A 13,171-nucleotide genomic window follows, 5' to 3' on the forward strand; every position below is an offset into this window, starting at 1 on the left:
ATGAGAAAAACAATTAAAAGTTGACGCATCGTGAACACTTGCGCTAAAAATTAAAGAAGGTTACGCGTTAAAAATTCAGGTGTTCACGATAAACCGGAATCGGTGTTCACGTTCGCCGGAATATGCAGCTTAGAAATGTATTTTAACGAAAAAGACCCCCCACCGATCGTTCACTGCCGCACAGGCAGCTTAGAAATGGTCCACTGACCACGGGTAAATATCGTCCTGGTTCACTGCCGCACAGGCAGCTTAGAAATGCTTATATTGCAAACACCAGATCACCACACTGTTCACTGCCGCACAGGCAGCTTAGAAAGCCAATAGTTATTAAACCTGATACCAGTGTAAGTTCACTGCCGCACAGGCAGCTTAGAAAGTTATAAAAACGGCCGCCGATGTCCACGAAATGTTCACTGCCGCACAGGCAGCTTAGAAAATCAGTAGCACCATTACCTAAACATTGCAGTTGTTCACTGCCGCACAGGCAGCTTAGAAAGTTAAGTAGTAGGAATTCGATTGCTGTTTCTAGTTCACTGCCGCACAGGCAGCTTAGAAATCACAGCCAAATAAAATGCGGGATTAGTAAAAGTTCACTGCCGCACAGGCAGCTTAGAAAACGTTGGCGGAACAGGTGGCCGAGAGTTTAGGGTTCACTGCCGCACAGGCAGCTTAGAAATTGGCTAGTTAGCCATTTCTGGACGTCGTTTCGTTCACTGCCGCACAGGCAGCTTAGAAACCCACAAGAAAACGGACGCGCCGCCAGTTAGCGTTCACTGCCGCACAGGCAGCTTAGAAAAATAGTAATAGGTAGTATTGGCGGTTAAATGTGTTCACTGCCGCACAGGCAGCTTAGAAATTTGGTGGTTGGGATACTGCTACTCAAGGGTAGTTCACTGCCGCACAGGCAGCTTAGAAAGTCGCAACATCGAGTATGACGAGGTAACCCTTGTTCACTGCCGCACAGGCAGCTTAGAAATATTATTATTGTTCAAACCCTTATGTGACGCGGTTCACTGCCGCACAGGCAGCTTAGAAATTTTGGGTTATGTAGTTGTCGGGACAATCCCGGTTCACTGCCGCACAGGCAGCTTAGAAAACGTACACTTTGCCCGAGGCACTTTCTTTGTGGTTCACTGCCGCACAGGCAGCTTAGAAAGCATTCGTGTACGTAAACACGTTGGCGGTACCGTTCACTGCCGCACAGGCAGCTTAGAAAGGGTCAATGTAAACCGCCGCATCAATTAAGTTGTTCACTGCCGCACAGGCAGCTTAGAAAGACAAGGAAATACTACCAACGGCGGCATAGGAGTTCACTGCCGCACAGGCAGCTTAGAAATCAGACTGTTTCGACGAATGAGTCATGCTTACGTTCACTGCCGCACAGGCAGCTTAGAAAGATCAATAGTTCACCATCCAGATCGACTATTCGTTCACTGCCGCACAGGCAGCTTAGAAATTTACCACGCAACAACAAATCGATTCGTTATAGTTCACTGCCGCACAGGCAGCTTAGAAAACTACTTGTATTAGAGAACTGCAAATTATCACGTTCACTGCCGCACAGGCAGCTTAGAAAACAGTGAGAGTCATTTCAACAACCAAGGTTACGTTCACTGCCGCACAGGCAGCTTAGAAAAAGGTGCTATCGGTATCAAAATCGGCAACAACGTTCACTGCCGCACAGGCAGCTTAGAAAAGCCGCGAAGCCCCAGAACAAGCTAATCAGGCGTTCACTGCCGCACAGGCAGCTTAGAAATGTTGGGTTATGTAGTTGTCGGGACTGTCCCGGTTCACTGCCGCACAGGCAGCTTAGAAATTTTGGGTTATGTAGTTGTCGGGACAATCCCGGTTCACTGCCGCACAGGCAGCTTAGAAAACTAGTAAGGTCGAAAACCCTAGTCGAGTTATGTTCACTGCCGCACAGGCAGCTTAGAAAGTGATGAAAAAATCATTACTCGTAATTTTATTGTTCACTGCCGCACAGGCAGCTTAGAAAAGTGGGCAATTTTTGCCCGTACACATGGTTATGTTCACTGCCGCACAGGCAGCTTAGAAAATCGCCGGTGCACTTATAACAATCTACGTTTTGTTCACTGCCGCACAGGCAGCTTAGAAAAATGTGGGGTTGCATCGTGGTGAGGCTCTACGGTTCACTGCCGCACAGGCAGCTTAGAAAAAAAGCCTGGACGAAACGGTAAGAACCAAAGTGTTCACTGCCGCACAGGCAGCTTAGAAAGTTAAAGAAAAGAACAAGATATTCCTGAAAAAGTTCACTGCCGCACAGGCAGCTTAGAAAAAACACGCAAGACGGCTTGTATTTGCGTATGGGTTCACTGCCGCACAGGCAGCTTAGAAAAAACTTGCGGCCACCCGTCCAGATTTTGCCGAGTTCACTGCCGCACAGGCAGCTTAGAAAATTGCCAAGGATAGGCATTTACACACCTTGCGGTTCACTGCCGCACAGGCAGCTTAGAAAAAAAGTAAACATAACGTTGTTGTTTCGCTTTAGTTCACTGCCGCACAGGCAGCTTAGAAATCCCTTGGAACCCGCTAAGGCTCTGCGTTCACGTTCACTGCCGCACAGGCAGCTTAGAAAAGCACGTGCTGAAGTGATGTTTACAGTTATTCGTTCACTGCCGCACAGGCAGCTTAGAAATAAAGGGCTTCTTGAAAAAAAGTCTGTAAAAGGTTCACTGCCGCACAGGCAGCTTAGAAAGATTTATGCGGTATCAAGCGTAAATACTGGCAGTTCACTGCCGCACAGGCAGCTTAGAAATGGTGGAACTAGTAATTGATTGTTAGTTGTGGGTTCACTGCCGCACAGGCAGCTTAGAAACAGAAAAACCTCGTCCCGAGGACGAGGTTTGGGTTCACTGCCGCACAGGCAGCTTAGAAAACTTACCCTACATTAACTCTGGTTTTGTTCGTGTTCACTGCCGCACAGGCAGCTTAGAAATAATGGATTCATTACAGACGGCGGGCAACTCTGTTCACTGCCGCACAGGCAGCTTAGAAATGTACGTAGAATTGTTCCGAAGGGTCTTGAGCGTTCACTGCCGCACAGGCAGCTTAGAAATTTGGGTATGACATTGGCGAATTAGATGGTGAGTTCACTGCCGCACAGGCAGCTTAGAAACTGAGGGGTTCTTTACAATAACAGGCGATTTAGTTCACTGCCGCACAGGCAGCTTAGAAATAATAACTAACGTTAAAGTTGACGGTGTTACGGTTCACTGCCGCACAGGCAGCTTAGAAAATTCAGCAAATAATCGGTCCAGATTCGAGTCTGTTCACTGCCGCACAGGCAGCTTAGAAAGCCACATTTGGATAACACGATTTGATCAATAAGTTCACTGCCGCACAGGCAGCTTAGAAATGGCCGGGACCGTAACACTTAAAAACAACAAAGTTCACTGCCGCACAGGCAGCTTAGAAATGCCCGCGCTCAAGGTATTGCAGCAAAATGATGTTCACTGCCGCACAGGCAGCTTAGAAAAACAGCCAGAGATAAAGCTTTTGATCTTAATGGTTCACTGCCGCACAGGCAGCTTAGAAAAGTGATGCGATTGAAGATGATATTATGTATATGTTCACTGCCGCACAGGCAGCTCAGAAAATTTCCGTCAACTAAACTGACTTATTGAACCTGTTCACTTCCGCACATATCGCAACTCTGAGCATTTAGTGCACAATAAAGAATGTTAATTTTTAAATATCAGCAAAATTGCTAATTGACCAATTTACCCTATAAATAAGGTATCTCTGTTGGTAAAAGGTCATATATATGTCTGTAAAAGCAATTCCTGATGGTTATCACTCAATAACGCCGTATTTGATTGTCAAAGACGGCAACGCTGCGATTAAGTTTTATCAGTCAGCTTTTTCTGCAGAAATAATTTTAGTCCTAAATACGCCTGATGGTGGTGTCGCTCACGCTGAAATTAAAATCGGTGATTCACACATTATGCTCGCCGAAGAGTATATGGATATGGACTTTGTAAGTCCTGAAACACTCGGTGGTGCTGGGTTAAGTTTGATGCTTTACCTTGACGATGTTGACCTGGCATTTGCTCAAGCTATTGCTGCGGGAGGATTAGAGTTAAAAGCTGTAGCCGATCAATTTTACGGAGATAGGGCTGGCACATTAAAAGATCCCTTTGGTCATGTCTGGACATTAGGAACTCACATTGAGGATTTAACGGAAGATCAGATAAAACAGCGGATGATGGCTGAATTTTCCTAGTTAACGGGTAGAAATAACGATAAGTAGGTAAGTTAATGATAATCTTTAGAAACATACTAGCCGTTTTACTTGGTTTAGTCATCGGCAGTACGGTAAACATGGCCATTGTGGTGTTCGGTCCCGATTTGATACCACCACCAGCAGGCGTAGATGTCACCAACACTGAGTCTATCCGCGCATCCATTCATTTATTTGAACCGAAACACTTTCTAAGCCCCTTTTTAGCGCATGCATTAGGCACTCTCGTTGGTGCATTCGTAGCTTTTATTATTGCGGCAAAACGTCAGAAAATTATTTCCCTTAGCATCGGCGTTGTATTCCTGGCGGGTGGCATTACGGCATCTACTATGATCCCGGCCCCGGTTTGGTTTATCGCGACAGACTTAATTCTTGCGTATATTCCAATGGCCTGGGTTGGTGCACAATTAGCACAGCGGTTTAGCAAAGCGAAAGTGTGAATAGGACCATTATGGAAATTACGCTAAACCACACCATTGTTTATTGTCACGATAAGGCGGAGTCGGCAGCTTTCTATGAAAATATTTTTGGTTTTGAGTTTATTAAGGTATGGGAAAACTTCGCCGTAGTTAAGGTCAATGATTCATTTACCTTAGACTTTAGGGATAAAGATAAATTTACGGCACAACATTACGCGTTTAAAGTATCAGAACAGCAATTTGATCAAATCTTAGAACGGATACAACAAAAGAGTATCGCTTACGGCCCAGGACCCGATAATCTATCGGCGAATAAAATTAATCATCATTACGGAGGGCGGGGCGCGTATTTTACCGATCCTAATCAGCATGTATTGGAAATAATAACCGCGGATTATATCCTTGATTAATAAATACCAAGTTGATTAAATATCTGCTCATTTTTCATGGTTAAAACGAATAATTACGGCTTTCTAAAATTGATAAGTAGAAAAACTACTTACTAAATTTTATGCATTGTATTTATCCGTTTTCCCTCATGAAAAAATCAGATCACATACTTAATCAAATTGGTATGCTTCATTCGATAATTTTCAATTTCGCAATCGATTTCAACTAGCAAAAAAATAGTATCGGTTTATTTTTTAAATGCCCCTATAAGATAGTATTAACTATTGCTATAATCCAAGGTTCACAAATTTTATATTATCTTTTATTTTCAGAGGTTCACTAGATGTCGGAAGTTGAAAACCGTCCTAGCAATTTTATTCGTAATATCATCGATGCTGACTTAGCCAGTGGTAAGCATACTGCTGTGCAAACTCGTTTTCCACCTGAGCCAAATGGGTATCTTCATATTGGCCATGCGAAATCTATTTGTTTAAATTTTGGTATTGCTCAAGATTATCAAGGGTTATGTAACTTGCGTTTTGATGATACAAACCCTGAGAAAGAAGACATAGATTACGTAAACTCAATTCAAAAAGACGTTGAATGGCTAGGTTATCACTGGGCTGGAGATATTCGTTATTCATCAAATTACTTTGATCAACTGCATGGCTATGCGGTTGAATTAATTGAAAAAGGCCTGGCTTTTGTCTGTTTCTTAACGCCAGAGCAAACACGTGAATACCGTGGTCCATTAAATGCGCCAGGTACAAACAGCCCATATCGTGATACTTCGGTTGAAGAGAACCTGGCATTATTTGAAAAAATGCGCAATGGTGAATTTAAAGCCGGAGAGTGTTCATTGCGCGCCAAAATTGATATGGCTTCCAGCTTTATCTGCATGCGCGATCCAATAATTTATCGAGTGAAATTTGCTCATCATCACCAAACCGGTGATAAGTGGTGCATTTACCCAATGTACGATTTTACCCATTGTATTTCGGATGCGATTGAAGGCATTACCCATTCAATTTGTACGTTGGAGTTTCAGGACAACCGTCGTTTATATGACTGGGTAATTGAAAATATTTCGATTGAAACTCAGCCTCATCAATATGAGTTTTCTCGATTAAACCTTGAATACACGGTGATGAGTAAGCGTAAACTAAACTCGTTAGTGACTGAAGAGTTAGTCAATGGTTGGGACGATCCTCGTATGCCAACTATTGCCGCATACCGTCGTCGTGGTTATACGCCAGCTTCAATGCGTGAGTTTGCTAAACGGATCGGTGTGACAAAAATGGAAAACACTGTTGAGATCAGCGTATTAGAAGCATGTATTCGCGAAGATTTAAACGATAATGCGCCACGTGCTATGGCCGTTCTTGATCCGATTAAATTAGTGATAGAAAACTATGAAGACGGCAAAATTGAAACCTTAAATGTGAAAAATCACCCTAGTGATGAAACACAAGGTTCTCGTGAAGTGCCGTTTAGCAAAGAGTTATTCATTGAAGCGGAAGATTTTCGTGAAGAAGCCAACAAAAAATATAAACGCTTAGTCATTGGTAAGGCTGTGCGTTTGCGCGGTGCTTATGTGGTTACTGCACAGCGTTGCGATAAAGACGAAGACGGCAATGTGACTACTGTGTATTGCTCATATAACCCTGATACTTTAGGTAAAAACCCTGAAGATGGTACTAAACCTAAAGGCGTGATCCACTGGGTTAGTGCCAGTGAGAGTTTACCGGCGGAAATTCGTTTGTATGAGCGCTTATTTACTGTGCCAAACCCAGCTGCTGAAGAAGATTTTCATACGGTGCTAAACCCAGAGTCTTTAATGGTATTAGCGAATGCTCGGGTTGAGCCATCTCTGGCCAATGCGGTTGCCGAAAAAGCGTTTCAATTTGAGCGTCAAGGCTATTTTTGTTTAGATAACAAAGATGCTAGTGCCGATAAGTTGGTATTTAACCGCACCGTTGGTTTACGTGATACTTGGGCGAAAATAGCCAAGTGAGCAGGATAAAAAATAAGTAATAAAAAAGCCTGCAGTTGCAGGCTTTTTAATGCAAGGAGGAAAAAGGCAACTGGCCACGAGCTGTGTATTTGACTAGTTCACCTAAAGTGTAAAAAAACCAAGTCTGCCCGAAGCTCGAAGCTACTGGCTGATTGAGGTAGAAAGACTAGTGGCTGTGTGACTTGCGGAAATTTTCACATTCTACTTCATCTTCACATTCGCCATAAAGATACAAACTATGGTTGGTTAGTTTGATTTTGTTTTCTTTGGCAATATTCAATTGACGCTGTTCAATAACATCGTCTTCAAACTCTACTACCTTGCCACATTTTAAACAGACTAAATGATCGTGATGAGCTTTGTGAGATAATTCAAAAACCGACTTTCCACCTTCAAAATGATGGCGAGTGACTATGCCGGCATCGTCAAACTGGTTAAGAACACGGTATACCGTAGCCAAGCCAATTTCTTCATGCTGTTCGAGCAATACTTTGTATACATCTTCAGCGCTGATATGCTGATTTTCAGGTTTTTGCAGAATATCTAAAATTTTAACTCTTGGTAGGGTTACCTTGAGTCCAGCTCTTTTTAATTCTTCGTTTTGGTCTGGCATGGAAGGGGCTTCTTAATAATGAATATAGATAAATTATAGGGGGTAACTTATTAGGATAAAACCCCTAATTGATAATTATTTGTAATTAGATCTAATTTGTCTCAATGTTGAGCATAACCATAATTAAATCAAGGTTATCTCAGACCCATTTAATCAAAAAAAAAGCCCGACTGGTGTCGGGCTTCAATATTTTGTTTACCGGCGATAAAAGATTAATCTAACAGCTCGGCCAAACACATTTCTTCGTTTAGTTGTTCAATCCAGGCATCAACACGTGCTTCGGTTAATTCTGGTTGTCGGTCTTCATCTAGTGCCAAACCGATAAAGTTATCTTCATCAACTAATGCTTTTGATGCTTCAAATTCGTAGCCATCGGTAGACCATTGACCAACCACAATTGCGCCTTTTGCTTCACAAATATCGCGCACTGGACACATGGCATCTACGAAGTATTCGGCATAATCTTCTTGATCACCAAGACCAAAAATTGCAACAAGTTTGTCGTTAAAGTCGATTTCTTCCAATTCTGGCAGAAAATCATCCCAGTCACATTGGTTTTCACCGTAATACCAGGTTGGAATACCAAGGATTAATAAATCGAATTCTGCAATATCTTCTTTGCTACTTTTTGCGATATCTTTAACATCGACGTTCTTTTTACCCAGTTTCTTCTGGATCATTTTGGCTACAGCTTCAGTGTTGCCTGTATCACTACCAAAAAAAAGTCCGACAGTTGCCATGTATTTTAACCCTTTAAAATTGTAATTACTGCTATAAAGCTATTGCTTCAATTAATAGTGACTCAATGAGTTCACTGCGGCTTAAACCTTTGTCTTTGGCCATGTTTTCCAATTGGTCAAATAACTCCTGGTGAATTTTAAATTCCACCCGTTTTAAGCCTTTATTTTTATCTCTTTTTACCTGGTTGCGCTTGTTCATTTTTACTTGAACATCCCTTGGAAAAGGGTTTGTTCTGGGCCTGCCAGGGCGTTTTTCATCAACAAAGAGATCTATTGTTGTTAAATCTGTTGCTTCTTTCGCCATAATGTTAGCCCACCCCCTGACTTTCCCATATGATCTGGATCACACCTTTGGCGATAAACCCAGCGCAACCTAAAAATAGAACTAAATAAACAACAAGCTTGCCTTTTCTAGGGACATTATTTTTATTCATCACATCATGAATCGACATGCCGATGAAGAAAAAAATCACCAAAAAAAATAAATTTAAACCAATCGTTTCTAATAATTCTAAATGTTCGGAAAGCATAGTACACCCTAAATTTTAAGGCGGCACTATAGCAAAAGGCTAGCGATAATGCACCAAAAAAACACGGTTTTTCAGTGTGCTAATACTAAATACTCGCGGTTGATTAGGCGATTAAAAAATCTTTCACTATTTTATTAAATGCGACGGTTTTTTCGGCGTGCAGCCAATGACCAGCACCTTGAATGATTTTTGCTTTCGAGTTGGGGAATAACTGGCCAATTATTTCTTTATGCGAGGCTAAGATATAGTTTGAGTTGCCGCCTTTTATAAATAACGTAGGTCCGGTAAATTGGGCGTCACCTTGATAGGCTTTAACCACTTGTGAGTAGTCGTTGGCAATGTTTTTAATATGCGCTTTCCAAATAAAGCCAGACTCTGTTTTCGCTAAATTTTTCAGTAAAAACTGTCTAACACCAGGCTCATTTACATAAGTTGCCAGTTGCTTATCGGCATCTTGTCGGTTTTTCACCTGAGGTAAATCGATGGCTAATAACCCGGCAATGATGTCATTGTGATGTTGAGGGTATTCAATCGGGGCGATATCGGCGACAATTAATTTATTAACCAACTCTGGCTTGGTTAACGCACACTGCATCGCAATTTTTCCACCCATTGAATGCCCTAAAAAGTGGCATCTTTTCAAATTTAACTGTTCGATTAAGCGCACAATGTCATTCGCCATGGCCTCATAGTTCATTGATTGATGATGAAATGAGCTGCCATGATTGCGCACATCGACACTGATAACCTGATAATCAGTGGCCAAGTCTTTTGCCACCATATTTAAATTTTCCAATGAACCAAAAAGCCCATGGATTAATAAAATAGGGTCGCCTTCACCTCTTATCACATGATTGAGAAGGTCAGTGGTTGTTGTATTTGAATTGCTCATTAAATACCGTCATTGCTTAATTACCAATAGAGCGGCTATTTTAAATGATTTCAAATTCGAGCGAAACCTAATTGAGAATTTTTCATATTGGCTAAATTCGACGGCGTTTGAAAAAAAATGTAAAAATCAGCGCTTAACAGGGTAGAGAGTTACCGCTAAGAAACGTATAATCATGGGCTTTCGAAAAATAAGATCATTGGATAGTTAATGAATACCATCGATATAGATGACGAACTTTATCAATACATCGCCAGTAACACTAAGTTTATTGGTGAAAGTGCCTCAGACATTTTAAGACGTTTATTAAACTTTGATGAAATAAACGCACAATCATCAGCAGTAGAACTAACAGCAGCGGAACCAGATACTGCAGTAGAGCAAAAGCCGAAAAAAGAAAGTAACAAAGCCAGCAAGAGTGCAGCAGGCGCTGTCGATTTAGTGGAATTAAATGCGAAAAAGCCAGCCAAGGCTAAAGTCATTGAATCGACTCATGTGGAAGGCTCACAAAATATTTTTGATTTAATCAATAAAGAAGAACTGGCCACACAACGTGGCGCAGTGGGTCGTTTCTTATTGATTCTGGCAAACCTGCACCGCGTACACCCGCAGCAGTTTGATGCGGTATTGGATATTCGTGGTCGAGATCGTTTATATTTTGCCAGCTCTGAAAGTGCATTGCTTGAAAATGGCAGTTCTACCAAACCGAAACAAATACCCGATTCAAGCTTTTGGGTCATCACCAACTCTAATACTACCAAGAAAAAGCTGATGCTTACCGATGTTGCTCACGTGTTGGGCTACAGTAGCTGTGATGCCGAAAAAATTAGAGAGCTGCTTTAATACCAATTCTAATTGGTATAATGATTTAAACACTAACTCACCCTAACGGTAATTTTTTGAAGGACTATTTATGAGCATACATTCGCATGCTGGCAAACCGGCAAGACCGGAAGATAGAATTAACATCGCACGCTTGACCAGTGACTATTACCTATTAAAGCCGGATGTAGACAATCCTGAACAACAAGTAAGTTTCGGTACTTCAGGACATCGTGGTTCGGCGGCGAAAGTTAGCTTTAACGAAGATCATATTCTTGCCATTGCACAAGCGGTTGCCGAATATCGAAGTCAGCATCAATTTTTGGGTCCCTTATTTGTTGGTAAAGATACTCATGCACTGTCAGAGCCGGCCTTTGCCAGTACCATCAGTGTGTTGATTGCTAATGGTGTACCTGTTGTTATCCAGCAAGATCAAGGTTTTACTCCGACCCCCGTGATTTCCCGTTTGATTATTGAGCACAACGCCAATAATACCGAGCAAGCCGATGGCTTAATTATAACCCCTTCGCACAATCCGCCTGTCGATGGTGGCATCAAATATAATCCACCACACGGTGGTCCGGCAGAAGGCAATATCACCAAATTAATTGAGCAGCGTGCCAACGAAATATTGGCCAATGATTTAGCCGATGTTAAGCAATTACCGTATCCTGAGGCGCTACAATCAGAGTTGTTAAGCAAAGCTGATTTTATCCAGTTTTATGTTGATGAGCTGGCAAAAGTTATCGACATGAAAGCGATCAGCAAGGCTGGCGTTAGTATTGGTGTTGATCCCCTAGGCGGCTCTGGCATCGATTACTGGCCAGTAATTGCCAAAACCTATGATCTGAATATTGAAGTGGTAAATCCAGTTGTTGATGCCAGCTTTGCCTTTATGCCATTAGACAAAGACGGCAAAATTCGCATGGATTGCTCATCACCATATGCGATGGCCAATCTTATTGAGATGAAAGACGATTTTGATGTTAGCGTAGGCAATGACCCTGATTTTGACCGCCATGGTATCGTCACCAAAACTGGTGGTTTGATGAATCCAAACCATTATTTAGCGGTCGCCATCAATTATCTGTTAACACACCGTAACTGGCCTGAAACGGCGAAAATTGGCAAAACCTTAGTCTCCAGTTCATTAATCGATCGCTTAGCTGAAAAGCTTGAACGGCCATTGTCTGAAGTGCCAGTGGGGTTTAAGTGGTTTGTTGATGGTTTAAAAGATTCAAGTTATGCCTTTGGCGGTGAAGAAAGTGCCGGAGCGTCGTTTTTAGCGCTTGATGGTAGCTGCTGGACCACCGACAAAGATGGTTTTGTGATGTGCTTACTGGCCGCTGAAATTATCGCCGTTACCGGCAAAGATCCATACCAATGGTATCAGTTCTTGGCCGAAGAACTTGGTGAGCCTTGTTATGGTCGGGTAGAAGCGGTTGCCACTACAGCGCAGAAAAAAGTACTGACTTCCCTTTCAAAAGACGATATTACTCAAGATACCTTGGCCGGTGAAACCATTAACGCAGTGTTAAGCCATGCACCTGGTAACAATGCCGCAATCGGTGGTGTTAAAGTGGTCACTGACAATGGTTGGTTTGCCGCTCGGCCATCGGGCACCGAAGAGATATACAAAATTTATGCGGAAAGCTTTATCAGCAACGAACATCTACAAGATATTATTGCTGAAGCCCAAGAGTTGGTCAGTACTGCATTTAAAAACGCGGGTTTGTAAACTGTAGAGATTAAAACGGTGATTATCCAAAAGGCCAATCACCTAAGCCGGCTCTGAGCTGGGTAAGCCCTCCAGAAAAGCACTAAGGTATTTCGTCCTTAGTGTTTTTTTTATTGTGAAATATGAAAGATTTATCAACAACCATTGAATTTTATGAAAAAACCTATATCTTACTCTCTATCTGGGGATTATTATTATCATTATGTGGCGTAGCTTAACGATAGCGTTGGTTTTTTTTATATTAGCTCAAACGGCTAATGCGTTGTCGTGTGCTGATGTTAATATCAATTCATACTCCCAATCCGTTCAAACGTCGCCAATAGAACAACCAAGTGCTTCACTTGATGATGAGCTGGAAGATTTATTGAATCTGCCAAGGTTAAACAGAACCAGTGCATCAATTTTTTCTAATGAACTACAAACGACAGCAAACTATGTTTTAGAAATTGAATTTTTTGAAAGTAAACTGAGCGCCGGTCTTTTTAAAAATCTTGCTAACCCAGCTGTCATGGTTAATTGGTTTGAACAACTCAGTAGTAAAACCCATTCGTCACGTATTTCCGGCTGGAAAGACGGCAATTCTTTATACACCTCTGGCACCACATACCACAGTTAGTTTCATCAACTAACGGCTCAGAGCACCTCATCTGTTTAGTAAAAAACTTATGAGTCCTGCGCCATAAACTCTACCTATTTTCCTTTTTACAACACCGATGTTGAACCAGTTATTGGCGCATCGGTCACTTGTCGTATTT

The 13,171-nt window shown here is 42.0% G+C and carries 12 protein-coding genes and 1 CRISPR repeat array; of the genes, 7 read left to right on the forward strand and 5 right to left on the reverse strand.

The window, feature by feature from the left end; genetic code table 11:
- The first annotated feature begins 168 nt into the window (after positions 1 to 168).
- A CRISPR array of direct repeats spans positions 169 to 3,616; the repeat unit is 28 nt; unit sequence GTTCACTGCCGCACAGGCAGCTTAGAAA.
- A 168-nt stretch (positions 3,617 to 3,784) separates the two neighbouring features.
- The 4 genes from ND16A_RS14905 (at position 3,785) to glnS (ending at position 7,084) form a co-directional block, all read left to right on the forward strand.
- Entirely contained in the window at positions 3,785 to 4,243 is a 459-nt protein-coding gene (locus ND16A_RS14905; RefSeq protein WP_033076454.1) for a VOC family protein, read from the forward strand.
- 35 nt (positions 4,244 to 4,278) lie between these two features.
- Positions 4,279 to 4,701 (forward strand): hypothetical protein, encoded by a 423-nt coding sequence (locus ND16A_RS14900; protein WP_033076455.1) that lies wholly within the window; start codon positions 4,279 to 4,281, stop codon positions 4,699 to 4,701.
- 11 nt (positions 4,702 to 4,712) lie between these two features.
- Positions 4,713 to 5,090, forward strand: coding sequence for a VOC family protein (locus tag ND16A_RS14895; RefSeq protein ID WP_033076527.1), 378 nt, complete (start codon positions 4,713 to 4,715; stop codon positions 5,088 to 5,090).
- A gap of 323 nt (positions 5,091 to 5,413) precedes the next feature.
- Positions 5,414 to 7,084 (forward strand): glutamine--tRNA ligase, encoded by a 1,671-nt coding sequence (glnS, locus tag ND16A_RS14890; protein ID WP_033076456.1) that lies wholly within the window; start codon positions 5,414 to 5,416, stop codon positions 7,082 to 7,084.
- Positions 7,085 to 7,250: 166 nt separating this feature from the next.
- Here glnS and fur read toward each other — a convergent pair whose 3' ends face one another.
- From fur to ND16A_RS14865, 5 genes are all read right to left on the reverse strand, one after another.
- On the reverse strand, positions 7,251 to 7,697 hold the full coding sequence (gene fur, locus ND16A_RS14885) for a ferric iron uptake transcriptional regulator (RefSeq protein ID WP_033076457.1): 447 nt from the start codon (positions 7,695 to 7,697) through the stop codon (positions 7,251 to 7,253).
- A gap of 212 nt (positions 7,698 to 7,909) precedes the next feature.
- A complete protein-coding gene (fldA, locus tag ND16A_RS14880) occupies positions 7,910 to 8,437 on the reverse strand; it encodes a flavodoxin FldA (RefSeq protein ID WP_033076458.1) in 528 nt (175 codons plus the stop codon).
- Between the two features lie 31 nt (positions 8,438 to 8,468).
- On the reverse strand, positions 8,469 to 8,741 hold the full coding sequence (gene ybfE, locus ND16A_RS14875; RefSeq protein ID WP_033076459.1) for a LexA regulated protein: 273 nt from the start codon (positions 8,739 to 8,741) through the stop codon (positions 8,469 to 8,471).
- 4 nt (positions 8,742 to 8,745) lie between these two features.
- Complete coding sequence (locus ND16A_RS14870) at positions 8,746 to 8,967, reverse strand: DUF2788 domain-containing protein (RefSeq protein ID WP_033076460.1); 222 nt, start codon at positions 8,965 to 8,967, stop codon at positions 8,746 to 8,748.
- A gap of 103 nt (positions 8,968 to 9,070) precedes the next feature.
- Positions 9,071 to 9,859, reverse strand: a complete 789-nt coding sequence (locus ND16A_RS14865; RefSeq protein WP_033076461.1) for an alpha/beta fold hydrolase — start codon at positions 9,857 to 9,859, stop codon at positions 9,071 to 9,073.
- A gap of 207 nt (positions 9,860 to 10,066) precedes the next feature.
- On the opposite strand from ND16A_RS14865, the gene seqA reads away from it, so the two are divergent.
- The 3 genes from seqA to ND16A_RS14850 all read left to right on the forward strand — a co-directional run bounded on the left by seqA (position 10,067) and on the right by ND16A_RS14850 (position 13,032).
- On the forward strand, positions 10,067 to 10,699 hold the full coding sequence (gene seqA / locus ND16A_RS14860) for a replication initiation negative regulator SeqA (protein ID WP_033076462.1): 633 nt from the start codon (positions 10,067 to 10,069) through the stop codon (positions 10,697 to 10,699).
- Between the two features lie 70 nt (positions 10,700 to 10,769).
- Entirely contained in the window at positions 10,770 to 12,416 is a 1,647-nt protein-coding gene (gene pgm / locus ND16A_RS14855; RefSeq protein ID WP_033076463.1) for a phosphoglucomutase (alpha-D-glucose-1,6-bisphosphate-dependent), read from the forward strand.
- A 202-nt stretch (positions 12,417 to 12,618) separates the two neighbouring features.
- Positions 12,619 to 13,032, forward strand: a complete 414-nt coding sequence (locus ND16A_RS14850) for a hypothetical protein (RefSeq protein ID WP_033076464.1) — start codon at positions 12,619 to 12,621, stop codon at positions 13,030 to 13,032.
- The last annotated feature ends 139 nt before the right edge of the window (positions 13,033 to 13,171 follow it).

The sequence above is a fragment of the Thalassotalea sp. ND16A genome (assembly GCF_000764205.1).
Taxonomy (GTDB): domain Bacteria; phylum Pseudomonadota; class Gammaproteobacteria; order Enterobacterales; family Alteromonadaceae; genus Thalassotalea_A.